The organism is Pseudomonas sp. 43mfcvi1.1 (genome assembly GCF_900115935.1).
GTDB classification, from domain to species: Bacteria; Pseudomonadota; Gammaproteobacteria; order Pseudomonadales; family Pseudomonadaceae; genus Aquipseudomonas; species Aquipseudomonas bijieensis.
In genome coordinates, this window is record NZ_UETT01000009.1 from 65777 (window position 1) to 90669 (window position 24893).

The window sequence follows — 24893 nt, forward strand, 5'->3', positions numbered from 1 at the left end:
TTTTCCAGAGGACACTGGACATGACACAGGCAATTGCATCGCCCATCGTTCACGACTTGATCGGCATTGGCTTCGGTCCTTCGAACCTGGCGCTGGCCATCGCGCTGCAGGAGCGGGGGCCGGTCCAGGGTGAACTGGACGTGCTGTTCCTCGACAAGCAGGCCGACTACCGCTGGCACGGCAACACCCTGGTGACCCAGAGCGAGTTGCAGATTTCCTTCCTCAAGGACCTGGTGACCCTGCGCAACCCCACCAGCCCGTATTCGTTCGTCAATTACCTCAAGCACCATGGCCGCCTGGTGGACTTCATCAACCTCGGCACCTTCTACCCGTGCCGCATGGAGTTCAATGACTACCTGCGCTGGGTGGCCGGGCACTTCACCGAGCAGAGCCGCTATGGCGAGGAAGTGCTGCGCATCGAACCGGTGCTGCACAACCAGCAGGTCGAAGCGCTGCGGGTGATCTCCCGCGACGCCCAGGGCGCAGAGCTGGTGCGTACCACCCGTTCGCTGGTGGTCAGTGCCGGCGGTACGGCGCGCATTCCCGAGGCGTTCAAGGCGTTCAAGGACGACGCGCGGGTGTTCCACCATTCCCAGTACCTGGAGCGCATGGCGGGCCAACCGTGCGTGAAGGGTCAACCGATGAAGATCGCCATCATCGGCGGCGGGCAGAGCGCGGCGGAGGCCTTCATCGACCTCAACGACAGCTTCCCTTCGGCACAGGTCGACATGATCCTGCGCGGCTCGGCCCTCAAGCCGGCGGACGACAGCCCGTTCGTCAACGAAGTGTTCTCGCCGGAATTCACCGACCTGGTGTTCCAGCAGCCCCACAGCGAGCGCGAGCGCCTGGTCAACGAGTACCACAACACCAACTATTCGGTGGTGGACATCGACCTGATCGAGCGCATCTACGGGATTTTCTATCGCCAGAAAGTCTCCGGCATCGCCCGTCATGCGTTCCGCACCCTCACCACGGTGGAGAAGGCCACGGCCACCGATGCCGGCGTGGAACTGGCGGTGCGCAACAACGCCACCGGTGAGCTGACGGTGCGCCGTTATGACGCCGTAGTGCTGGCCACCGGTTACGAGCGGCAGATGCACCGCACCCTGCTGGAACCGCTGGCGCAGTACTTGGGGGATTTCGAGGTGGATCGCAACTACAAGCTGATCACCGACGAGCGCTGCAAGGCGGCGATCTACATGCAGGGCTTCTGCCAGGCCAGCCATGGCCTGAGCGACACTTTGCTGTCGATCCTGCCGGTGCGTGCCGATGAAATCGCCGGTTCGTTGTATGAGCATGGGAACAATCGCGGGCAGGCGCGTGCGGCGCGAGATGTGTTGTTGGCTGCTGTATAGGCCAGACCTGCGCTACGCGTCAGTCAATGCAAAGCAAAACCCTGTGAGAGCGAGCTTGCTCGCGATGGCGTAGTGTCAGTCAACTTCAATATTGGCTGAACTGACGCCATCGCGAGCAAGCTCGCTCCCACAGTTCTGGTCCCTGGGCAAGCCGGCTTCGGGTAACTCGCAGGAAATTCCTCAGAAACTTCCTACACTCACTGCACGCCTCCCGCAGTTTGAAAGGCTCGGTTCGCTGTTCCCTCGTATTGGCAGTCTGAACCCAATCAGCCGGTCGCCCTGACTTTTGGTGAAGTCGGAGGTGCGCCGGGCCGACTACGCCAAGCGAAACAACTGATCCAGATGATGCTTTTGCGCACAGGCCTGGCGGCGCTGTTGCTGGGCTCATTGAGTGTGGCGCCAACCGTTGGCGCGGCCCCCGAGGTGCTGGATGTGCTCGGGCGTTCCCATGTGAGCGACTATTCGCTGTCCCTGGACGAGGCCGACTGGACCTGGCTGCGGCAAAAGGGCACGTTGCTGCTGGGCGCCTCGGCGCCAGACGACCCACCATTCGGCATCACCGGCAATGGCACGGACTATGAAGGCCTGACGGCCGACTACGCCCAGTTGCTCGGGCAGTTGTTGCACGTCAAGGTGCAGGTTCAACGCTATCCATCCCGTGCCGAATCGCTCCAGGCCTTGCGTGGCGGTGAGATCGACATGCTCGGCACCGCCAACGGCTTCGAAGCGGCCGAGCCAGACCTGGCGATGTCCCAGGCCTACGCCGATGATCTGCCCACCCTGGTGGCGCGCATCGATGACAGCCAGGACTTGCCCACGGACCTGGCGGGCAAGCGGGTGGCGATGCTGTATCACTACTTGCCGCCGGAGACGGTCGAGGCGTTTTATCCCGATGCTTCGTTGCAGCTGTTCCCCTCGACCTTGAGCGCCATCGGTGCCGTGGCGTTCGGTCAGGCTGACGTTTATCTGGGGGATTCGATCAGTTCCAATTACCTGATCAGCAAGAATTACCTGAACAATGTTCAACTGGCCGATTTTTCGCGCATGGAAGTGCAGCCCTTCGCCTTTGCCGTCAGTCGTGACAACGCGCGCTTGTTGCGCATCGTCAATGCCGCGCTGCAAGCCATTCCCGCCAGCGAACGTATGAGCATCCTGCGCCGCTGGAGTGCCGGCGGTGCGAGCATGCCGGGTCAGCAGGCGCTGCATTTCAGCGTCAATGAGCAGCGTTGGCTGGATGCCCATCCGCGAATCAAAGTGGCCGTCAACGAGAACTTCCTGCCGCTGACGTTCTTCGATGAACAGGACCATTTGCGCGGCATCGGTGCCGACGTGCTGGCCCGGATCAGCTTACGCACCGGTCTGAAATTCGATGTGCAGCGCGGCGGCTCGGTTGACGATTTGATTGGGCAGATCAAGAGCGGCAAGGCCGACATCCTGGCCACCGCCATACCCAGCACCGAACTCGAAGACGAGTTGCGCTTTACCCGACCGTACCTGACGAACCCGTTCGTGCTGGTGGTGCCTGTCCGGGCCAAGGGTCCACTGACCCTGGACCAGATGGCCGGAAAGCGCCTGGCGTTGGTGCGTGGCAATGTGTTGCGCGAGTTTCTGCTGGAGCAGTTTCCCCGCGTGCAGTTGGTGACGGCGCAAAATGCCGCCGACGCCATGGCCATGGTCGCCGCCGGCACGGCGGACGCAGCGATCAACCCGCTGATCAGCGCCCGTTACATGATCTCTCGCCAGTACCGTGACAAGCTGCAGGTCACCAGTACCGTCGGTACTGTGCCTGCGCGCGTTGCGTTGGCGACGAGCCGGGGGGCGTTGGAGCTTTACTCGATTCTCGACAAGGCGCTGTTGAGCATTTCTCCCGAAGAGATGGATGAGCTGACCAACCGCTGGCGCAGTGAGGTGGTGATCGACGACAGCTACTGGCTGCGCAACCGCACCACGATCCTCCAGGGGTTCACCGTCGCTGCGCTGCTGTTGCTGGTGACCTTGGGGTGGGTGATTTATCTGCGGCGGCTGCTGGAGCAATTGCGCGTCGCCAAGGAAAGCGCCGACGACGCCAATCGGGCCAAGACCACCTTCGTGGCGACCATGAGCCATGAGATCCGCACACCGATGAATGCGGTGATCGGCCTGCTGGAACTGGCCCTGAAAAAAGCCGACCAGGGTATCGTCGACCGGCACGCCATCGAGGTCGCGTCGGGGGCTGCCCATGGCCTGCTGGATTTGATCGGCGACATCCTCGATATTGCCCGCATCGAGTCGGGCCGGCTGTCGCTGACGCCGCAACGGGCCAATCTGCACGAGTTGATCGAGTCGGTGGCACGGATTTTCGAAGGCCTGGCCCGGCAGAAACACCTGCGCCTGCAACGGGTACTGGACGCTGCGGTCAACCGTGATGTGTTGATTGACCCCTTGCGCTTCAAGCAGATCGTCTCGAACCTGCTGAGCAACGCGATCAAATTCACCGACCAGGGCGAGGTGCGCCTGAGTGTGCGCGCAGAGCCGGACGCTGAGTTCGGGCTTCTGGGCATTTGCCTGCGAGTCGAGGACACCGGCTGCGGTATTTCGCCCGATGACCAGCGCCGCCTGTTCAGCCCCTTTACCCAGGCCGGCCATAGCACCCAGTCGGCCCGCAGCGGTTCCGGGCTGGGGCTGGTCATCAGCCGCACGCTGTGCGAAATGATGGGCGGCACCCTGACGTTGCGCAGCGTGGTGGGAGAGGGCACGCAGGTCGAGATCCTGCTGGACCTGCCCGTGCTCGACGCCTTGCCGCCAGCGCCACTTGTCGAGGACGAGACGCTGCTGCCGGCCCGGGCGCTGAGTATCCTGGTGGTCGACGACTATCCGGCCAACCGCTTGCTGCTGTCCCAGCAACTGGGCTACCTGGGCCATCGGGTCCGGGAGGCGCAGGACGGTGTCGAAGGCCTGCACGCCTGGCGCAGCGAACACTTTGATGTGGTCATCACTGACTGCAACATGCCCTTGATGAGTGGCTACGAACTGGCCCGCGCCATTCGCGACGAAGAGCGTGTGCAAAACCTGTCGCCCGGCGTGATCGTGGGGTTCACGGCCAACGCCCAGCCAGAGGAGAAGGAGCGTTGCACCGAGGCCGGGATGAACGATTGCCTGTTCAAGCCCATCAGCCTTCGGGAACTCAACGCGTGCCTGGCTTCGGTCACGCCGGATGCGCCGGCGCATGAGCCCAGCGATAGCATCGACTTGACCAGCCTGGAACAACTGACCGGCGGCGACACGGCCGCCATCAGCGCTCTGCTGGAGGAACTGCTCAGCAGCAATGCCGAAGACGCAGCGCGACTGTTGCAGCTGTCCACCCGACAAGATTTGCCGGGCCTGGCGGACCTGGCGCATCGGATCAAGGGCGGGGCGCGGATCATCCAGGCACAACGCCTGATCGCCGCCTGCGAGGCGTTGGAAAGCGCTTGTCGGGGAGGCGATACGCCGCTGCTCGCCGATGCCGCGGCAGATCTTCACCAAGCCATGGAACATCTGGCCGAATACCTGAAAACCCATGTGGCAAGGGGATAAATCCCATCTTGTGGAAGCGAGGCGCTCTTTCAGGAACCGCGGTGCCTGTTTCGCGAGCAAGCTTTGCTCCCACATAAGTCCCTTCGCCACGGGGTTGCGTTCGGCTCCGGTTTCCCCGGTTGATCGGGTTGACGCTTTTCCCTCATCTTTTTCGGATTAGTCCTACAGCGCCTCACAAAAGCTTCCTCTAGCCTGACGGCCCTGCTTCATACCCGTCAGTGTTGCTACTGGAATGCCTGCCATGCCGAACAAAGCCCTCCGTATCCTGATTGCCGACCCACAACATGCTCATCGAGTAGTGCTGGAGCGCCTGTTCAATCAACAGGGCTATTTCCGGATTGTCCCCGTGAGCCATGTGCAGGAGTTGCTGACGCTGGTGGAGTACGGCAGCGAGCCGTTTGACCTGATTGTCGTCAATGCCGGGCTGGCGAGCGGGGCGCTGGACCTGCACGATTTTGTTATCTATAACCCACAGGTTCGTCACGGGATGATTTACAACGCGCAGCTGGCCAGTCTGTCGTCGGTGCCTGTGGCGCGCCGATCGAGCATGCACTTGAGTCAGGCGCCACTGCCTGACCTCGCTTCCCTGCGGCGCCTGATGGAGCGGGTCGACCCTCACGTCAGTGAGTCGCTGCAACCGTGGACGCGCGCCCTCAGACAGGGCCATGGACGCTGAGAAAGACCGTCGGTCCGCACTGTCGGATCTGACAGGTGGCATGGCCTGGCGCTTGTGCAAGAGTCCGGTGCAGTCATGGCACCGGTGCCGTTTGTAATGACCTGGGGAGTTACCTTTGAAAGACGTGTTGATCGTGGATGACCACCCTGTCATACGAGGGGCGTTGCGGCTCATTTGCCAGAATGAGGCGTTCACCCACATCAGGGATGCCAGCGGCGTGGCCGATGCCAGGGCCATCATCAAGGAGCGCGTGCCAGACCTGGTGATCCTGGACCTGGTGATGAACGGTTTCGATGGCCTGGACCTGCTGGTCTGGATCATGGCCCAGTTTCCTGAATGCAGTGTGCTGGTGTTCACCTCCCAGGATGCGCAGCACTTCTGCAACCGCTGCATCTCGGCCGGGGCCCGGGGCTTTGTGACCAAGAAAAGCGACCTCAAGGAACTGACCAAGGCCATCCAGGCGTTGAAGTCCGGCTATGCCTATTTCCCCCAGATGCCCGTCAGGCTGGATTTCCAGCAACGCAGCGAACAGCAGGCCCTGGAAAGCCTCTCCACCCGCGAGCTGTCCATCCTGCGCATGCTGGCCATGGGCATGCGCGGCAAGGACATCGCCGAAAGCCTGTTCCTGAGTCCTAAAACCGTCAGCACCTACAAGACTCGCCTGTTGGAAAAACTCGGCTTGCAATCCTTGGTGGGGTTGTCGGAGTTTGCCAAGCGTAATCATCTTTGAATGAGTTACACCAAATAAGGTGGGAGCGAGCCTGCTCGCGATAGCAGTCTGACAGTCGATGCATCATCGGCAGAGGCACCGCCATCGCGAGCAGGCTCGCTCCCACAGTTTTTTGATCGCTGTTCTCCAGATAGAACGCTAAGGCCGGTTTTTGCCATCTAGTGCTTGAAGGGTGTCGGTTTTAAGCTGCGTTCATCGAATCGCAGTACCTGATTTTTGGAGACACGGCATGAAAAACATCATCGGCCTCTACACCAGCCCGCGACCCCATTGGGTCGGCGACGGTTTCCAGGTTCGCACGCTGTTTTCCTACGACAACCTGGGCAAGCACATCAGCCCGTTCCTGCTGCTGGATCATGCCGCCCCCACGGAATTTACGCCCACCACCGAGCGTCGTGGCGTCGGCCAGCACCCCCATCGCGGTTTTGAAACCGTGACCATCGTCTACCAGGGCGAACTGGAGCACCGCGACTCCACCGGCAGCGGTGGCAAGATCGGCCCTGGCGATGTGCAATGGATGACCGCTGCTTCCGGCATCATCCACGAAGAGTTCCACTCCGAAGCCTTCGCCCGGCAGGGTGGGTTCATGGAAATGGTCCAGCTGTGGGTCAACCTGCCCGCCAAGGACAAGATGGCCCCGGCCGGCTACCAGACGATCCTCAAGGGTGACATCCCGAACATTGCCCTGAAGGACGACGCCGGCAGCCTGCGCCTGATCGCCGGGCGTTTCGAAGGGCATCAAGGCCCCGCGAAGACCTTCACGCCCATCGACGTCTGGGACATCCGCTTGAATGCCGGAAAAAGCCTCACCCTTGACCTGCACGAAGGCCACAACACCGCCCTGGTGGTATTGCGAGGCTCGGTCCAGGCCAATGGCCGCGAACGGGTCGAGGCCGGGCAGATGGCCCTGTTCGACCGGGCTGGTGATCAATTGAGCCTGCAAGCCAATAACGATGCCGTGGTACTGCTGCTCAGCGGCGAGCCGATCGACGAACCCATCGTCGGCCATGGTCCATTCGTGATGAACAGCGAGCAGGAAATCCACCAGGCCTTCAGTGATTTCCATTCCGGGCGTTTTGGCCGGATGGACGACTGAACGCGAAAACAACCACCACCCTGAACCCCCTGTGGGAGCGAGCCTGCTCGCGATAGCGGCGGATCAGTCAACATTAATGTGGCTGACACACCGCTATCGCGAGCAGGCTCGCTCCCACAGGGTTTGCGTGGTCGGTACACTCTCGTCAAAACTGTGCCAATCTTCGCCAATGGCCTTTCTGGAGCTGTCCCGATGCTGTCTCTGATCTCCGATCACCCGCTGCTCTGTGCCCTGGTGCTGCTTGTGCTCGACCTATTGATGTGGCGCCTGGTCAGTGCGGATCGGACCTATTGGAAAATCGGCGCAAGGGTGGTGATTTTTTCGCTGTTCAGCGTGCTGCTGTTCAACGAAGGCCTCAACCCCATGCAGCCGGCGCAGTGGGTCGACGATGTGCCGCGGCACCTGGCCGCTACTGGCTTGCAGATCGCCTGGTGGCTGTTTGCCGCGCGAACCCTGACGGTGCTGATTGGCGCGGCGATGATGCAACGGGTCGGCCATACCGGGCGGTTGTTGCAGGACTTGCTGGGCGCGGTGATTTTCCTGATCGCCGTTATCGCGGCATTGGCCTATGTGCTGGATTTGCCGGTCAAGGGTGTACTGGCGACGTCCGGCGCGATGGCGATCATCGTCGGCCTGGCCTTGCAGAGCACCCTCAGCGATGTGTTCTCCGGCATCGTGCTCAATACCACCAAGCCCTATCAGCTCGACGACTGGATTTCCATCGACGGCACCGAAGGCCGGGTCACCGACATCGACTGGCGAGCCACGCGCTTGCAGACCGCCCAGGGCAGCATGGCGGTGATCCCCAACTCGCTGGCGGCCAAGGCCAAGGTCATCAACTTCAGTCGACCCAGCGATGTCCATGGCTTGTCCATCAGCGTCCAGGTCAGCCCTCACGCGCGGCCCCAAACCGTGATCGACGCGTTGGAGCGGGCGATGATCGGCTGTCGTTCCTTGCTCACCACCCCCGCACCCTGCGTCACGCTTAAAAGCAGCGGCAGTGCTGGTGCGGAGTACGAGATCAGCGGTTTCGTTGCCTCCATGGCCCAGAAACGCACGGTGCGCAACCAGCTGTTCGACCTGGCGTTCCGGCATTTGCAGGCGTCGGGCGTGAGCCTGTTGTCTACCAGCGAAAGCACGACTCCCCAGGCGGTGTCGCGCCCCCGGGCCTTGCTGGAAAGCTCGAACATTTTCTCCACCCTGCGCCAGGATGAGAAAGACACCTTCGCTCAGAACATGACCCTGCAGACCTTCCGCGCGGGCGACGTGATCCTGGCGGCCGGGGAGGTCAGCGATCATCTGTTCATCATCGAATCCGGGGTGGTCAGCGTGACCCTCATGCGCAACGGCCAGCCACTCGAGGGCGGGCGCATGGGGCCGGGAGAGGTGATCGGCGAAGCCGGGATCGTCGCCGAGCAGGCTGCGCTGGCGAATTTTACCGCCAAGACCTTCTGCACCCTGTACCGCATCGAGAACAGCTACCTCAAGCCTTGCCTGGAGGCCCGCCGCGACATCAACGACGCCATGAAGAACCTATTGGACGTACGCATCCACCTGGCACAGAACCTCACCCGCGAGCTGCCCAAGCCCGTGGCCAAGAAGCGCTTCCTGCAATGGCTGCGAAGCCGGGCCTGAAGCCTATCTTGAAGTCCCCACGTCCCCCTGTGGCGAGGGGATTTATCCGCGCTGTGTGGGAGCAAGGCTTGCCCGCGATGTAGGCGCCTCGGTTCTCCGGAAGATCGCGTCATCTTCATCGCGGGCAAGCCTTGCTCCCACAATCCCCTGGGTCTTCATTGGCCACCCGAACTTCCCAACAATTGGCTATTTGTACCGCGCCACTGCACGGCTAACTTAGCGCTACACCCAATTGTCCTGGAGTTCACCATGCAACCGCGTATCGATTTCTACACCGCTTCCCCTGACGCTTTCAAAGCCATGCTGGCCCTGGAAACCGCCGTCTCGAAACTGGGCCTGGAGAAGTCCCTGCTGGAGCTGGTCAAGCTGCGTTCCTCGCAGATCAACGGCTGCGCCTTCTGCATCGACATGCACACCGCCGACGCCCGCAAGGACGGCGAGACCGAACGCCGCTTGTACGCCGTGACCGCATGGCGCGAAGCGCCGTTCTTCACGGGCCGTGAACGCGCCGCCCTGGCCTGGACCGAAGCCCTGACCCGCCTGAGCGACACCCACGCGCCGGACGCCGACTATGCCCTGCTGAGTGAGCATTTCAGCCCCAAGGAAATGGTCGACCTGACGGTGGCGATCAACGCCATCAACGGCTGGAACCGTCTGGCGGTGGGGTTTCGCAAGATGCCGGAGGCCTGAGACCTCTTGCACCAGAAAACCTGTGGGAGCGAGCCTGCTCGCGATAGCGGTCTGACAGTTCATGCATCACTGACTGACACACCGCCATCGCGAGCAGGCTCGCTCCCACAAGGATCAATTCCAGACTTTAAAGCTTCGGACGACAGGCACCGCAATCCGTTTGCTTCTCCTTAATAGTAACCATTACTATTCAGGCCCCGTTCCCACAGCGCGCCGTGATGACCCCCAAGCTGCCCCGCAGACCCGGCTTTTTCGAGCATTACGAAGAGTTGATCGGCACCTGGACCCGTCGCCTGCGCAATCGCCAGCAGGCCGAGGACCTGGCCCATGACACCTTCGTGCGGGTGCTTGAGTCCGATTCGAGCGGGGTCGAGCAGCCACGGGCCTATTTGCATCAGACGGCGCGCAACATTGCAGTGGATGGCTATCGGCGCGAAGATCGACGGGGGGCCATGGAAGAGGCTGTCATCGACCCTGGTCAGTCGTTTTCGGGCGACCCGGAGCATTTCATGCACGCGATCCAACTGGCGGACTCCATCGAGCGGGCGCTTGCCGAGCTGCCGGCCAACTGCCGCACGGTGTTCGTCTGGCAGAAGATCGAGGGCCTGACCCAGGCGGAAATCGCCGAGCGCCTGGGCCTGTCCAAGAACATGGTGGAAAAGTATATGATCCGCACCCTGCGGCATCTGCGCGATCGTCTGGACGGGCCTGGCCAATGATCCGTCGCCATCTTCCACCCGAGCCACAGGACCTTCCATGATGGATAGCCGTGAATGCCCGTGCGGGCAGGACAGGGTTCGCGACGCGGCGGCGCAATGGTTCGTACGTTTGCAAGCACCCGCCATGAGTGTCGAGGAGCGCCAGCGCTTCGAAGCCTGGCTGGACGAGCATCCCAACCACCGCGACGAAATCCAATTGCTGCAGGGGATCTGGAGCGCCACGGACCTGTTGCCCAAGGAACGCCTGCGAGCGTTGTGCGAAGCTCCTGCCAAACGTTCCCCGCGTCGGCCTCTGTTGCGTTATGCGGCCGCCGCCGGGTTGTTCGCGGCGGCGCTTGGTTTGGGGTTGTTCAGCGGCTTGAGTTCTTCCACCGACTACAGCGGCGAATATGCCACCGCCTTCGGTGAGCGTCGGCATATCGCCTTGCCCGACGGCTCGGTGATCGACCTCAACAGCCGCAGCCGGGTGCGTATTCAATTCGCACACCGTCAACGCCGAGTGGAGTTGGCCGAAGGCGAGGCGTTGTTCACGGTCGAGCATGACGCCGGCCGGCCATTCACGGTCGATGCGGGCAACGGTCAGGTAACGGTAACCGGGACGCGCTTTGACGTGCGCCGCGATGCCGACAAGACCCGGGTGGCGGTGGAGCAGGGCAGCGTCAAGGTCCTGGGACGCGATGCACCGCGAACCCAGTACGTCAGTCTTACGCCGGGCCTTGGCACCCAGATCGATGCCCAGGGCAAAGTCGCCACACCTTACGCGGTCAACGCCGAGGCGCTCACCGCCTGGCGCAACGGCAAACTGGTGTTCAATAACGCGCCGCTGAAGGAAGTGGCTGAAGAAGTCTCCCGTTATCGCGCCAACCCCCTGCGGGTCGGCAGTGCGGCGGTGGGTAACTTGCGCCTGACCAGCGTGTTCCGTTCCGACGATCCCGAGGCTCTGCTCAAGGCCCTGCCGAACATTCTGCCGGTGGCCGTGCGCACCCTGGATGACGGCAGCCAAGAAATAATTGCGCGATAGATTCAGGTTTTTTTCGAGTTCTTCGTCTTCTTGTCCAACTGCAACTGGTTTGCATTAACAGACGCGTATTCTTGCGATCAACAGGACAAGGTTCGACGTGAAAAAAACCGCCAAAAACAACAATCGTAGCCCCGCACGCTGGCTGCCACTGGCCCTGACCCTGGCGGTCAGCGCCGCGCTGCCCCAGGCGTTCGCCGATCAGTCCGCCATCGCCATTCACATCCAGGCGCAGCCGTTGGGCCAAGCCTTGAGCCAGCTCGGCCAGCAAACCGCGTTGCAAGTGTTCTTCAGCCCCGAACTGGTGGCCGGCAAGCAAGCCCCGGCGGTGGACGGCAACCTGTCCCCGGAAGCGGCCTTGCGCCAATTGCTCCAGGGCAGCGGCCTGCAATACCAGATCGATAACGGTTCGGTAACCGTGTTGCCGGCACCCTCGGCATCCAATGCGGGCCCGCTGGAGCTGGGCGCCACTGAAATCCAGGTGGTCGGCGATTGGCTCGGCGATGCCAACGCCGAAGTGGTGCAGAACCATCCCGGCGCGCGCACGGTGATCCGCCGCGAAGCGATGGTGGAGCAGGGCGCCATGAACGTTGGTGATGTGCTGCGGCGCATGCCGGGTGTGCAGGTGCAAGACGCCAACGGCACCGGCGGCAGCGACATTTCCCTGAACGTCGGCGTGCGTGGCCTCACTTCGCGCTTGTCGCCGCGCTCCACAGTGTTGATCGACGGCGTGCCGGCAGCGTTTGCGCCCTACGGCCAGCCACAGTTGTCCATGGCGCCGATCTCCTCGGGCAACCTGGACAGCATCGACGTGGTGCGCGGCGCCGGATCCGTGCGCTACGGGCCACAGAACGTCGGCGGGGTGATCAACTTCGTGACCCGGGCGATTCCGGAAAAAGCCACCGGCGAAATCGGCACCACCCTGGAAACTTCCCAACGCGGTGGCTGGAAGCACATCGACACGGCGTTCCTCGGCGGCACCGCCGACAACGGCCTGGGCGTGGCGCTGTTGTATTCGGGCGTCAACGGCAATGGTTATCGCCGAAGCAACAACGACAACGACATCGACGATGTCATCCTCAAGACCCATTGGGCGCCCACCGATGTGGACGATTTCTCGCTGAACTTCCATTACTACGACGCCAAGGCCGACATGCCCGGCGGCCTGACCCAGGAGCAGTATGACGCCGACCCGTACCAGTCCGACCGCGACTGGGACAACTTCAGCGGACGCCGCAAGGATGTGTCGTTCAAATGGTTGCGCCAGATCGACGACCGCACCCAGGCCGAAGTGCTGACCTACTACTCCGACAGCTACCGTGGCAGCACCATCGCCTCCCGGGACCAGCGCAACCTGGCCTCCTACCCGCGCACCTATTACACCTTCGGCATTGAGCCTCGGGTGTCCCACGTGTTCGACCTGGGGCCAACCACCCAGGAAGCCAGCGTCGGTTATCGCTACCTCAAGGAAGGCATGCACGAAGAAGCCAGCCGCCTGGCGTTGCGTAACAACGAACCGGTGGTGCGTCCGGGCTCCGACGGTCACGTTTACCAGGACCGCACTGGCGGCACTGAAGCTCACGCGGTCTACATCGATGACAAGATCGATATCGGCAAATGGACCATCACCCCGGGTATCCGCTTCGAAAGCATCAGCACCGAGTGGCACGATCGCCCCGTGCTCGACACCGCCGGTCGCCCCGTGCAGGAAAAACGCCGCAGTATCGACAGCAACGAACCGCTGCCGGCCCTGAGCGTGATGTATCACCTGTCCGATGCGTGGAAGCTGTTCGCCAACTACGAGACGTCGTTCGGTAGCCTGCAATACTTCCAGCTCGGCCAGGGCGGCGACGGCAACAGCACCGCCAGCGGTCTGAGCCCGGAAAAGGCCAAGACCTACGAGATCGGTACGCGCTACAACGATGACGTGTGGGGCGGGGAAGTGACGCTGTTCTACATCGACTTCGACGACGAGTTGCAGTACATCAGCAACGACGTGGGCTGGACCAACCTGGGCGCGACCAAGCACCAGGGCCTGGAAGCTTCGGTGCATTACGACATGGCCGCGCTCGACCCACGTCTCGAAGGCCTCACCGCCAACGCCGGTTTCACCTACACCCGGGCGACTTACGAAGGCGAGATTCCAAGCTTCAAGGGCCGCGACCTGCCGTTCTATTCCCGTCAGGTGGTGAACCTGGGCCTGCGCTATGACGTCAACCGCTGGACCTACAACCTCGATGCCTTCGCCCAGTCGAAACAGCGCTCGCCGGGTACCGGCGTGAACGCCGATGGCAGTTTCAGCGGTGACTACATCACCGACGGCACCGCTGACGGGCAGTACGGCGACATGCCGGGCTATGTGCTCTGGAACGTGCGCGCGGGCTACGACTTCGGCGAGCAACTGTCGAACCTGAAAGTCGGCGCCGGGGTGAAGAACCTGTTCGATCACCAGTACTACACCCGTTCCAGTGACAACAACTCGGGCATGTATGTGGGTGCGCCGCGTACGTTCTTCGTGCAGGCGAGCGTGGGGTTTTGATGAAAACCCAGGGTTGACGCGTACATTTGTGGCGAGGGGATTTATCCCCGCTGGGCTGCGCAGCAGCCCTAAGATCACCTACTCGGTGTGTCAGGCAGATTGAGTCTGCTGCTTTGGGTCTGCTTCGCAGCCCAGCGGGGATAAATCCCCTCGCCACAGAGAAGATCCTTACCGCAAACAATGGTATGAGTCTTTAAACCTTCAACACTTTCCCACTGGCCGCCACCGCCACCAGCGACAGCGCAATCAGCCCAAAGGCAAAGCTCAAGCTGCTGCCATGGGCGACGAAGCCGATCAGCGCCGGGCCGGCGAGGATGCCGGCATAGCCGATGGTGGTGATGGCCGGTACGGCGATGGCTTCCGGCATCAGGGTCTGTTTGCCGACGGCGGTGTACAGCACCGGCACGATGTTCGAGCACCCGGCACCCACCAACGCATAGCCCAGTAGCGCGGCTTGCCACATCGGTGCGAGGGTTGCCAGCAGGAACCCGGCTGCCGCGATCGATCCGCCATAGATGATCACGCGTTTGGCGCCCAGGCGATGCACCACCGAGTCGCCGGTCAGTCGGCCGACGGTCATGGTCAGCGCGAAGGCGGCATAACCCAGCCCGGCATAGGCGGTATCCACCGCGCGTTCGCTGGTCAGGAACACGGCGCTCCAATCCAGCACCGCGCCTTCGGCGAGGAATACGATGAAGCACAGGATGCCAATGAACAGCACCACTCCGTGGGGAATGGCAAACGCCGGGCCCGAGCTTTCACTGCCATAAGGCAACAGGTGCGGCGCAGCCTTGAACAATGCCACCAGCAGCACCGCGTTGACCACCAGCGTCGCCCCCAGCGGCGAAAGCCCCAGGCCGAGCAGGGCGCTCACACCGGCCGCGCCAATGATCCCGCCGAGGCTGAACATGCCGTGGAAGCCCGACATCATGGTCTTGCCACTGGCCCGCTCGACGATTACCGCTTGCAGGTTCACGGTCGAGTCCACGGTGCCGAGGCCGGCGCCAAACAGGAACAATGCCGCCACCAACCAGGGCAGGGAGGTCATCGTCGCCAGCAACGGCAACGCCAGGCAGATCAGGAGCGTGCCCCCGCTGAGCACTCGCCGGCAGCCGAACCGCGCGGCCAGCGCACCGGCAATCGGCATCGCCAGGATCGATCCCACCCCGAGGCACAGCAACAGCAAACCGAGGGTGCCTTCGTCCAGGTTTGCCCGCACCTTGGCGTATGGCACCAGTGGTGCCCAGGCGGCGATGCCGATGCCGGCGATGAGATAGGCGATGCGGGTGGACATCTGTTCCAGGCGTCCGGGAACAAAGGTTGGCGGAGGGGTGATGGCAGTCATGAATCGTCCTTGGCTTGCGTGTGGTGCGCTGGTGCGGGCAGGGAGCCTATGCTTGCATATCCACTGACCGCACCGCGACCCCAAGGTGCCGATCAAAGCGCAGGCTTTGCTCCCACAGCCTGTGCCAGCATAAAGTACCGGCCCTTGCTGGCTGATTTCGGGTCTGGTCTATGACGCAGTTTTATGATGCACGCGGCAATATTTATGGCGTCGTTTCCCCGCGACAGGTGCGTGACCACGGTATCGACCTGCCGCCGTCGGTCGCCCTCGCTGCACAGCGGCGCGAGTCCTGGGCCTTGGCTGCCGTGCATGCCTTCTGCAGTTGGTCGCCGGGTGAAGCACCGCCGGATGCCAAGGACCACCGCAGCGATGGGCTGTTGATCGGCCCGTTCCAGAGCGAACCACCCTTTGACGTTTTGATCGTCAACACTGACGGTACCCTGGCCGAGCGCAGCGGCAACGGCTTGACGATTTTCTCCCAGGCGCTGAAAGAGCAAGGCTTGATGCCGGGCGAGGGGGATTGCTTGTTGCAGGTGCACCATGACAAACACCAGGGCTTGTCGCCGCTGCACACGTCGGTGCGGTCAGCTGAGTTCGAGGGTGTGCAGGGCTTCTGGCTGGACTTGGGAAAACCCCTGTTTGGACCTCAGGCCGTCGCTGCCCAAAGCGTGGAGCGCGTGGTGTTCAATCAGCGTGAGGTCAGTCGGGTGGCGGTGCTCCATGGGTTGAACCCGGCATGGGGCAACAGTCAATTCGTGAACATTGGCAATCCGCATTGCGTGACCCTGGTGGAAGGGGTCGAGGCGCTGCCGAGCAACGCGCAAATGCGTGCATCGCAGTTGTCGCAAAGCCTGACCCGCATCGCTTATGCGCCGCCCGCTGGCGCAGGGGTTCCGTGCCCGGCGGGGGTGAATCTGCAATGGGCCTGGCGCGAGGCCGAAGGGCGGATCGTTGCCCGGGTATTCGAGCGGGGCGAAGGCCCCACTGCGTCCTCGGGCACCAGCGCCAGCGCGGTGGCCAGTGCTGCGTGGCGGGTGGGTTGGGTGCAGGCGGGGCCGGTGAGGGTGGTGATGCCCGGTGGGACAGCGCCGATTTTGTTGGAAGAAGAGGCTGGTGAGCTGGTTCGGGTCAGGTTGTTTGGTACGGCGCAGCTTGTGTCCTAGAAAATCTGGAGTTCCGCAGTGCGGCTAATGACGCCATCGCGAGCAGGCTCGCTCCCACAATTTTGAGCTTCAGCGGGCACGAATTTGTGTACGACACAAACCCTCTGTGGGAGCGAGCCTGCTCGCGATAGCGGCAGGTCAGTGACCTCAATATCAACTGATGGACACCAAGCTCACTCTCACAACGGGGTGCATCAGCCCAACGGCTGCGCGAACTCCACCACCGGCATCTGCCGCTTCATCAGCACTTCACCGTTGCGGATCGAGTACAGCGGCAAGCCCTGACTGCGGATTACTTCGTAGTCGCTGTCCGCCGACAGGATCAGCAGGTTCGCCGGCCGCCCCGGTTCCAGCCCGTAGCGCTCGCCCAGGTTCATGGCCTTGGCGCTGTTGTCGGTGACCAGGTCGAGGGCGCTTTGCAGGTTGCGGTAACCGAGCATGTGGCAGATGTGCAACCCGGCTTCGAGCACCCGCAGGATGTTGCCGTTGCCCAGCGGGTACCACGGGTCGACGATGGAGTCCTGGCCGAAGCACACGTTCATCCCGGCTTCGAGCAGTTCATTGACTCGGGTGACGCCGCGGCGTTTGGGGAAGGTATCGAAGCGCCCTTGCAGGTGAATGCTCTCGGTGGGGCAAGAGACGAAGCTGATGCCCGAATGCCCGAGCAGGCGGAACAGCTTGGCGCAGTAGGCATTGTCGTAGGAGCCCATGGCCGTGGTGTGGCTGGCCGTGACCCGCGCACCCATGTCGCGACTGCGGGCTTCTTCGGCGAGCACTTCGAGAAAGCGCGAGTGTGGGTCGTCGGTTTCGTCGCAATGCACATCCACCAGGCAGCCGGTGCGTTCGGCCAGGTCCATCAGGAACTTCACCGAGCTGACGCCCTGGTCGCGGGTGTACTCGAAATGCGGAATGCCGCCCACCACGTCGGCGCCCATGCGGATCGCTTCTTCCATCAGCTCGCGGCCGTTGCGGTAGGACTCGATGCCTTCCTGGGGAAACGCGACGATCTGCATGTCGATCAGGTGGCGACTTTCCTCGCGCACTTGCAGCATCGCCTTGAGGGCCGTGAGCTCGGGATCGGTCACGTCGACGTGGGTGCGTACATGCTGGATGCCATGGGCGGCCAGGGCCTGGATGGTTTTCTTGGCGCGGGTGCTGGTGTCTTCCTGGGTGATGGTGGCCTTGCGTTCGCCCCAGCACTCGATGCCTTCGAACAGCGTGCCGCTCATGTTCCAGCGCGGCTCGCCGGCGGTGAGGGTCGCGTCCAGGTGAATGTGCGGTTCGACGAAAGGCGGGACCACCAGGTTGCCGCCGGCGTCGAGGTCGTCCGGGCCGAGGCTGGGGGCCTCGGTCTGGCGGGCGATGTTGGCAATCAGGCCGTTTTCCAGGTGCAGTTCATGCAAGCCTTCGCGGTTGCGCAGGCGGGCGTTGATGATGTGCATCAGGCGAGTCCTTTATAAGTCTTGTAGTGGTGCGTCAGCGGTGCGAGTACCCATTGCGCCGATCAATAGCACATACGTTAGCGCGCCGGCAGCGATTCCTACCAGCGGCGCGACCCATGGCGAATTGAACGCGGCGACGGTGCCGACCCCATAGGCCAACAGCCCGGGCCAATTGAACGCCGGCAACTGCGCTTCGGCCAGGCGTGGATAACGACCGCGCCAGCGGAAGAAGAAATCGGCCATGATCACCCCGCCAATGGGCGGGATCACCGTGCCCAGCAGAATCAGGTACGGCACCAGCAAATCGTACATGCCCAGCAGCGCCAGCAGCGTGCCGATCACCGCGCCGCCGAGGGTCACGGTTTTGCGCCGGCGGGTGCGCAGCAGGTTGCAACCGGCCACGGCGAAGTTGTAGATGGTGTTGTCCTGGGTGCTCCAGATGTTGAGCAGCAGCATGGCCATCGCCGCCATGGCGAAGCCCTGCAACAGCAGCACTTCGACCACGTCCGGTTGCTGATAGACGATGGCCCCGTAGGCGCCGATCAGCACCATCAGGCCATTGCCGAGGAAGAAGCCGATCAGGCTCGCCAGTACCGCGACCTTCGCCGAGCGGGAGAACCGCGTCCAGTTGGTCGCCTGGGTCGCGCCGCTGACGAAGGTGCCGAACACCAGTGTGATGGCGGTGGACCAGTCGAGGCTGCCCGTCGGCACCACCGCCAGCAAACCCTCGAAGCCGCCGACCTTCACCGTCGCGACCCACATCGACAGCATCAGCAGCAACATCATGGCTGGCACGGCAATGTAGGAGAGGATTTCCAGGCCGCGATAACCGATGTAGGCCGTGGCACAGAACCCCAAGCCGAACAGCACCATCAACCCCAGCACGGTGCCCTCGCTCAACTCGAAGTACTTGCCCAGCACCACGGCGGCAGTCGCCGTGCCCCAGGCGTACCAGCCGATCTGGGTGAAGCCCAGGATCAGGTCACTGAGCTTGCTGCCCACCTCGCCGAAACAGAAACGCCCCATCAACACCGAATTGAGCCCGCTCTTGAAGGCAATGTAGCCCAGGCCTGCCGCATACAGGCCCAGCAGCAGGTTGCCAATCACAATCACCGTGAGCATCTCGGCAAAACCGAACGCCACGCCCAGCTTGCCACCGGCAAACATCGTCGCGGTGAAAAAGGTGAAGCCCAGCAGCACCATGGCCGTGGAGGCCAGGCCCTTGCGGGCATGCATCGGAACTTCGCTCAAGGGGTAGTCGTTGCCTGGATCGTTCTGAGTCATGGGGGCGGTCCTTGCGGATGAGGGGAATATCGCAAGCGTGCAGCGGCCGTGCCAAACGAATGATCGCGAGGTTATTTATAGACAATCCTGGAGATTGGGTGGGCGAAGGAGGGCGAAAGCGGTGCGGTGGTGATTCAAGTTGGAACACAGATCTCATTGTTCATGAAAGTCCCCTGTGGGAGCGAGCCTGCTCGCGATAGCGTCGGATCAGCCACATCGAAGTCAACTGGTACATCGCTATCGCGAGCAGGCTCGCTCCCACAGGTTCAGGTCAAAAAGCGCAACACCGCCGCGACGATGTCCTGCGGCGCGTCTTCCTGGACCAGGTGCCCGGCGTTCGGAACCGGGTGCAACTGCGCGCCCGGAATTAGTTTGTGCAAGGCCCGGCCACGCTCGATGGGGATCCACTGGTCATCCTCGCCCCACAGTATCTGGGTCGGGCAGCGCACGTTTGGGTACAGGCCCTCGACCTCGCGGGTATAACGCTCGTCCATCTGCGCAATCTGCCGGTAGAACGCCGCCTGGCCCGGCTCGCCAAGCCACGGCTGTACATAAGGCGCCAGTTCTGCGTCCGGAATAGCGCGCTTGATCGCGCCGCGGATATAGGCCGGCACGATGGCCCGCTGAATGTAGTCGGGCAGGCCGTTGAAGGCTGTTTCATGCTGGCGTACGTGTTGAACAAAAGGCGAACCCCAGGGCGACAGCGCCACCGGATCGATCAGGGTCAGGCTGCGGTAGTCCTTGCCATTGAGCAGGTGCGTGCGCAGGGCCGTGGCACCGCCAAAGTCATGGGCCACCACGTCCGGGCAATGCAGGCCCCAGTGCTCCAGCAATTGCGCGAGCAGTTGATTTTGCACGCCGAGGGACACATCGGCATCGGGTTGCGCTGACTGGCCATAACCCAGCAGGTCGAAGTAATGCACCCTGTGGGTGGTGAAGAACAGCGGAGCGATCCGGTGCCACACGTAGGAAGAGAAGGGCGTGCCGTGGACAAACACCAGCGGCGGGCCGTCGCCGTGGATGGCGTAGCGGATGGGGTGTCCGTTGAAGTCGTAGGTCTGATCCAGCGGCCAGTGGGTCATGATCGATACTCCCCTGAAAATGGCTCAGGGGATCAAGCATAGGCCAATGCCATTCAGTAGGAGAGACATCCTTGTGGCGAGGGGATTTATCCCCGCTGGGTTGCGTAGCAGCCCTAAAGCAATGAACTCAATCTTCCTGGCACACCGAGTTGCCTGGTTTGGGGGCCGCTGCGCAGCCCAACGGGGATAAATCCCCTCGCCACAGGAAGCTCACTTGCCACAGGGGAGTGATTATTCGCCGTGATAGATGCAACCGCTGGTGCAGGTCTCATGGATGCGGATGGCGCTGAGTTCCGGCAGCAACGGCTTCAATTCATTCCAGATCCACTTGGCCAGGACTTCGCTGGTGGGGTTTTCCAGGCCAGGGATGTCGTTGAGGTAGTTGTGGTCCAGGCGCTCGTAGAGCGGCTTGAAGATCGCCTTGATCTCCGAGAAATCGCGAATCCAGCCGGTATGCGGGTCAATGTCGCCGCTCAGGTGGATCGCCACCTTGAACGAGTGACCGTGAAGGCGGCCGCACTTGTGGCCCTCTGGTACGTGGGGCAGGCGGTGGGCGGATTCGAAAGTAAACTCTTTGAAAATTTCCACAGGTTCGGGCTCTTTAGATAGCGGTCGCGAGGCAGGCGGCGGAGTTTATCAGTTTGATAACGGTGTTGCGCGAGCGTGCTGACTAAAGGGTCAGCAAACGCTCGCCCAGGCCACCGTTGGCTGCCAGTTCAAGAAACTCGTCACCGAGCCGGCGGCTCTCGTCCATTGCCGTGCGCCAATATTTGCGGCGGCTCGGGTCATCGCCCATGAAGCGCTTGAAGTCGTTGCGGTCCGGCAGTTTGCCGTAGGGCAGGCGCGCCAGGTATTCCCGGGACGGTGCCAGCAACAGCACGTCCTGCAGGCGGTCGACGTTGCCCCGGCGCCACGGCAGGCCCTTGTCGAACCAGCCGGGGATGACCCGGTCGGTGAAGTGCGGATACAGCACGATGTCCTCGCCGCTGTACGGCAGGTCGAGGTGGTAGTCCAGCAAGCCGCCATCGCGGTAGGTGCCGGCACCGGCGCCCGGCAGGTCGCGCACGCCCTCCATGATCATCGGGATCGAGCCCGAGGCCAGCAGGGCCTGGCGCAGGTTGCCAGCGGCCAGGGGCACGAAGCGCGACGGAAAGTCATTCAACGGATGCAGGGGCGGGGCCAGGCGCGGGTCATGGATGATCAACCGTTCGAAATGCCGCGACAGCCGCGCACGGCCTCGCAGGTTGTCGGCGATCACCGATGACAACCCCAGGCCCAGCCGGCCGCGATGATCCTGGGCGAGCAGGCCGTGGCTCTTGACCACCATGATATTGAGCCGGTATCGCGGGTTATCGAGGATCGAAGTGTCGCGCCCTTCGAGCAAGTCATCGAGCATGCGCTGCGAGCTCTGGCTGACCCCGGCCATGGTCACGCCTTTGGCGAAGCTTTGTTCGTTGTACAGGGTGCCCAGGCGCCGGATTCCTTCGGCGGCGTCTGGCAGGCAGGCACTGGCGAAGCGCCAGGCGCCCACCGAGGCGCCGATCAGCGAGCGTTCCCGCGGCGCGGCGGGCAGCCATTGGCCGAACAGCGCCAGGTCCAGTCCCTGGATACCCAAGGCCTTGGGACCACCGGCGGCGCCCGGCAGGATGCCGACATCGGCGGCGTTCAGGCCGGCCTGGCGAATCCGCCCGAAGGCACGGGGGCCGGCCTTGAGGGTGAGGGCGGGGAACTTGATGTGGATGGCGGTCATACCGGTCTCGAAGGCAAACAAGCGAACAATTATAGCGACACAAAACCCTGTGGGAGCGAGCAAGCTCCCACATTGATCTGTGTTCAATGATGGCAATTCAGTTTCAGTTAAGTTCGCCCCGATACAGTCCCCCCGCAAAGATTATAAAAAGGAGACAACCCATGAACCGCCTGACTGCCTTTTTCATCGCGACCCTCATGGCCCTCGGCGCTGGCCTGGCTCACGCACGAGACCTCAACAACGACGAAGCCCGCAAACTGCGAGACGCTGGTACCATTCTGTCCACTGAAAAACTCGACGCCATTGCCCTGGCCAAACACCCTGGCGCCACCTTGACCGATACCGAACTGGAAGAGGAGTACGGCAGGTACATTTACCAGGTGGATCTGCGCGATACGAAGGGCATTGAGTGGGACCTGGAATTGGACGCCACCAACGGCGAGGTACTCAAGAATCATCAGGATACGTAATGAAGCTTAATCTGCGCGCCCATAGTCGATGGGCGCTGGCGCTGTTGGCGTTTTGTTCGCTGGCCGTAGCCCGGGACCTGGACCAGGACGAGGCCCTGCAACTGCGCCAGCAAGGCGTGATCCTGCCGCTGGAGCAATTGCTGCAACAGGCGCTGGACCTGCATCCCGGCGCCAAACTTCTGGAAGCCGAGTTGGAGGAGAAACACGGCGTCTATATTTATGAGGTCGAGTTGCTGGACACCGACGGCGTCGTGCGCGAGTTGGACCTGGAGGCCGCGACCGGCCGCTTACTCAAAGATAAGGAAGACTGATGCGCCTGCTTCTGGTGGAAGATCACGTGCCCCTGGCGGACGAATTGATGGCGGGGCTGACACGACAGGGCTATGCCGTCGATTGGCTCGCCGATGGTCGCGATGCGGTGTACCAGGGCAGCAGTGAGCCCTACGACCTGATTATCCTCGACCTTGGCCTGCCGGGTGTGCCGGGGCTGGAGGTACTGGCCCAGTGGCGCGCCGGCGGCCTAGCCACACCGGTGCTGATCCTCACTGCCCGCGGGTCCTGGGCCGAGCGCATCGAAGGCCTCAAGGCCGGTGCCGACGATTACTTGACCAAACCTTTTCACCCCGAAGAACTGCACTTGCGGATCCAGGCGTTGCTGCGCCGTTCCCATGGTCAGGTCAACCAGCCGACGCTGAAGTCGGCCGGGCTGCACCTGGATGAAGGGCGACAATGCGTGGTCCGCGACGGCACCGACATCCAGCTCACGGCCGCCGAGTTTCGCCTGTTGCGCTATTTCATGCTGCATCCCGAGCAGATCCTTTCCAAAAGTCATCTTGCCGAACACCTGTACGACGGTGAGACCGAGCGCGACTCCAACGTGCTGGAAGTCCACGTCAATCACCTGCGACGCAAGCTGGGACGCAGCGTCATCGAAACCCGTCGCGGCCAGGGCTACCTGTTCGGCGGGCAGGCGCAGTGAGATCCATCCAGCGACGCCTGAGCCTGGGCCTGATCGGTGTGATGGTGGTGGTCGGCCTGGTGCTGGCGCAGACCAGCCTGTGGCTGTTCGAACTGGGCTTGCAGCGTTATCTGGAAGCGGGCCTGCGCAACGACAGCGAGAACCTGCTGGTGGCCCTGGTGCGCGGCCCGCAGGGTTTGCAATTGGATGAGCGACGTTTGTCGCCGGCCTATCAGCGACCTTTTTCCGGACATTATTTCCGCATCGATTTTGCCGATGTGCACTGGCGCTCCCGTTCCCTGTGGGACCAGGAATTGCCCCGGCTCGACCACCCGGGCCTGCACAGCAACCTGCAACTGGGCCCCGAGGGCCAGAAGCTGCTGGTGCTGCGTACCGACTATCGGCGGCTCGGCCAGGCGATTTCCATCAGCGTGGCCCAGGACTACACGCCGGTGCGTGACAGTTTCCGAAGGATGCAGCAGGTTGGCCTCGGGCTCGGGTTGGCGGGGCTGCTGCTGATCCTGTTGCTGCAACGCATCACCGTGCGCCGCGCCTTGCGTCCGCTGGACCGGGCCCGGGAGCAGATTGCCCAGTTGCAGCGCGGGCAGCGTTCGCAACTCGACGAACAGGTGCCGCGGGAGCTGGAGCCGCTGGTGACACAAATCAACCATCTGCTGGCCCACACCGAAGACAGCCTCAAGCGTTCACGCAACGCCCTGGGCAACCTCGGCCATGCCTTGAAAACCCCGCTGGCAGTGCTGCAAAGCCTGGCTTCGAACGAAAAGCTCGACCCCTATCCTGAGCTGCGCAAGCTGTTGCTCGAGCAGTTGGAACAGGTCCGGCAGCGCTTGAACCGCGAACTCAACCGTGCCCGCCTGTCCGGCGATGCCTTGCCCGGCGCGCATCTGGACTGCGACGCCGAACTACCAGGATTGCTGGCCACGTTGAACATGATCCACGGCGAACACCTGCACTTGAGCTATGTCGCCCCGCCAGGCCTGCACTTGCCCTGGGACCGTGAGGACCTGCTGGAATTGCTCGGCAACCTGCTGGACAACGCCTGCAAATGGGCCGACGCCGAGGTACGCCTGACCATGACCGAAACAGCCGAGGGCTTCAGCCTGGCCGTGGAGGACGATGGCCCGGGCATCCCCAAGGACCGCCGCGACCAGGTGTTCAGCCGGGGCACGCGGCTGGACGAACAGACCGATGGACACGGCCTGGGCCTGGGCATCGTGCGGGACATCGTCGACACCTGGGGCGGCCTGCTGGCGTTGGACGACAGTGAATGGGGTGGGTTGAAGGTGGTGATCGAATTGCCCAAGCGCTGACAGCTATTTCATGGCCTCCCTGTGGAGTGAGCCTGTGGGAGCAAAGCTTGCTCGC

Annotated in this window: 21 protein-coding genes; 15 read left to right on the forward strand and 6 right to left on the reverse strand. The window is 62.6% G+C overall.

Annotated features, from left to right (window positions below; genetic code table 11):
- Positions 1 to 20 precede the first annotated feature (20 nt).
- The 10 genes from DTP52_RS17960 (at position 21) to DTP52_RS18010 (ending at position 14013) form a co-directional block, all read left to right on the forward strand.
- Entirely contained in the window at positions 21 to 1355 is a 1335-nt protein-coding gene (locus tag DTP52_RS17960) for a lysine N(6)-hydroxylase/L-ornithine N(5)-oxygenase family protein (RefSeq protein ID WP_109754565.1), read from the forward strand.
- Between the two features lie 342 nt (positions 1356 to 1697).
- On the forward strand, positions 1698 to 4910 hold the full coding sequence (locus tag DTP52_RS17965) for an ATP-binding protein (RefSeq protein WP_109754566.1): 3213 nt from the start codon (positions 1698 to 1700) through the stop codon (positions 4908 to 4910).
- A gap of 241 nt (positions 4911 to 5151) precedes the next feature.
- Positions 5152 to 5586, forward strand: a complete 435-nt coding sequence (locus DTP52_RS17970) for a chemotaxis protein CheY (protein ID WP_109754567.1) — start codon at positions 5152 to 5154, stop codon at positions 5584 to 5586.
- A gap of 115 nt (positions 5587 to 5701) precedes the next feature.
- Entirely contained in the window at positions 5702 to 6316 is a 615-nt protein-coding gene (locus tag DTP52_RS17975; RefSeq protein WP_109754568.1) for a response regulator transcription factor, read from the forward strand.
- A gap of 229 nt (positions 6317 to 6545) precedes the next feature.
- Positions 6546 to 7412 (forward strand): pirin family protein, encoded by an 867-nt coding sequence (locus tag DTP52_RS17980; RefSeq protein WP_109754569.1) that lies wholly within the window; start codon positions 6546 to 6548, stop codon positions 7410 to 7412.
- 192 nt (positions 7413 to 7604) lie between these two features.
- Positions 7605 to 9047 carry a mechanosensitive ion channel family protein gene (locus tag DTP52_RS17990; protein ID WP_109754570.1) on the forward strand — a complete coding sequence of 481 codons (1443 nt, stop codon included), beginning with the start codon at positions 7605 to 7607 and terminating at the stop codon, positions 9045 to 9047.
- 249 nt (positions 9048 to 9296) lie between these two features.
- Positions 9297 to 9737: a carboxymuconolactone decarboxylase family protein gene (locus tag DTP52_RS17995; protein ID WP_003203930.1), complete on the forward strand. Its 441-nt coding sequence runs from the start codon at positions 9297 to 9299 to the stop codon at positions 9735 to 9737.
- A gap of 218 nt (positions 9738 to 9955) precedes the next feature.
- On the forward strand, positions 9956 to 10456 hold the full coding sequence (locus DTP52_RS18000) for a sigma-70 family RNA polymerase sigma factor (RefSeq protein ID WP_060741413.1): 501 nt from the start codon (positions 9956 to 9958) through the stop codon (positions 10454 to 10456).
- A gap of 37 nt (positions 10457 to 10493) precedes the next feature.
- On the forward strand, positions 10494 to 11477 hold the full coding sequence (locus DTP52_RS18005; RefSeq protein WP_109754571.1) for a FecR family protein: 984 nt from the start codon (positions 10494 to 10496) through the stop codon (positions 11475 to 11477).
- A gap of 97 nt (positions 11478 to 11574) precedes the next feature.
- Positions 11575 to 14013, forward strand: coding sequence for a TonB-dependent receptor (locus DTP52_RS18010; protein WP_109754572.1), 2439 nt, complete (start codon positions 11575 to 11577; stop codon positions 14011 to 14013).
- Positions 14014 to 14206: 193 nt separating this feature from the next.
- Here DTP52_RS18010 and DTP52_RS18015 read toward each other — a convergent pair whose 3' ends face one another.
- Positions 14207 to 15358: an MFS transporter gene (locus DTP52_RS18015; protein ID WP_109754573.1), complete on the reverse strand. Its 1152-nt coding sequence runs from the start codon at positions 15356 to 15358 to the stop codon at positions 14207 to 14209.
- Positions 15359 to 15528: 170 nt separating this feature from the next.
- On the opposite strand from DTP52_RS18015, the gene DTP52_RS18020 reads away from it, so the two are divergent.
- A complete protein-coding gene (locus tag DTP52_RS18020; protein ID WP_109754574.1) occupies positions 15529 to 16521 on the forward strand; it encodes a diaminopimelate epimerase in 993 nt (330 codons plus the stop codon).
- A 194-nt stretch (positions 16522 to 16715) separates the two neighbouring features.
- On the opposite strand, the gene codA is transcribed toward DTP52_RS18020, so the two are convergent.
- The 5 genes from codA to DTP52_RS18045 all read right to left on the reverse strand — a co-directional run bounded on the left by codA (position 16716) and on the right by DTP52_RS18045 (position 22079).
- The gene (codA, locus tag DTP52_RS18025) at positions 16716 to 17963 is read right to left on the reverse strand and encodes a cytosine deaminase (protein WP_109754575.1); all 1248 of its coding nucleotides are present in this window, start codon (positions 17961 to 17963) and stop codon (positions 16716 to 16718) included.
- 12 nt (positions 17964 to 17975) lie between these two features.
- Entirely contained in the window at positions 17976 to 19247 is a 1272-nt protein-coding gene (gene codB / locus DTP52_RS18030) for a cytosine permease (RefSeq protein ID WP_109754576.1), read from the reverse strand.
- 266 nt (positions 19248 to 19513) lie between these two features.
- Positions 19514 to 20329: an alpha/beta fold hydrolase gene (locus tag DTP52_RS18035; protein ID WP_109754577.1), complete on the reverse strand. Its 816-nt coding sequence runs from the start codon at positions 20327 to 20329 to the stop codon at positions 19514 to 19516.
- Positions 20330 to 20560: 231 nt separating this feature from the next.
- Positions 20561 to 20917 (reverse strand): 6-carboxytetrahydropterin synthase QueD, encoded by a 357-nt coding sequence (queD, locus tag DTP52_RS18040; RefSeq protein WP_025212792.1) that lies wholly within the window; start codon positions 20915 to 20917, stop codon positions 20561 to 20563.
- Between the two features lie 82 nt (positions 20918 to 20999).
- A complete protein-coding gene (locus DTP52_RS18045) occupies positions 21000 to 22079 on the reverse strand; it encodes a hypothetical protein (protein ID WP_109754578.1) in 1080 nt (359 codons plus the stop codon).
- 161 nt (positions 22080 to 22240) lie between these two features.
- Here DTP52_RS18045 and DTP52_RS18050 point away from each other — a divergent pair, with 161 nt between their 5' ends.
- Genes DTP52_RS18050 through DTP52_RS18065 form a run of 4 tightly spaced genes read left to right on the forward strand, consistent with a single transcriptional unit; the run spans position 22241 to position 24838 of the window.
- Positions 22241 to 22549 carry a PepSY domain-containing protein gene (locus DTP52_RS18050; protein ID WP_109754579.1) on the forward strand — a complete coding sequence of 103 codons (309 nt, stop codon included), beginning with the start codon at positions 22241 to 22243 and terminating at the stop codon, positions 22547 to 22549.
- Complete coding sequence (locus DTP52_RS18055; RefSeq protein WP_109754580.1) at positions 22549 to 22860, forward strand: PepSY domain-containing protein; 312 nt, start codon at positions 22549 to 22551, stop codon at positions 22858 to 22860. Before DTP52_RS18050 ends, DTP52_RS18055 begins: the two co-directional genes overlap by 1 nt.
- Positions 22860 to 23528: a response regulator transcription factor gene (locus DTP52_RS18060; RefSeq protein WP_109754581.1), complete on the forward strand. Its 669-nt coding sequence runs from the start codon at positions 22860 to 22862 to the stop codon at positions 23526 to 23528. Before DTP52_RS18055 ends, DTP52_RS18060 begins: the two co-directional genes overlap by 1 nt.
- Positions 23525 to 24838 (forward strand): sensor histidine kinase, encoded by a 1314-nt coding sequence (locus tag DTP52_RS18065; RefSeq protein ID WP_109754582.1) that lies wholly within the window; start codon positions 23525 to 23527, stop codon positions 24836 to 24838. Before DTP52_RS18060 ends, DTP52_RS18065 begins: the two co-directional genes overlap by 4 nt.
- Positions 24839 to 24893: the final 55 nt, after the last annotated feature.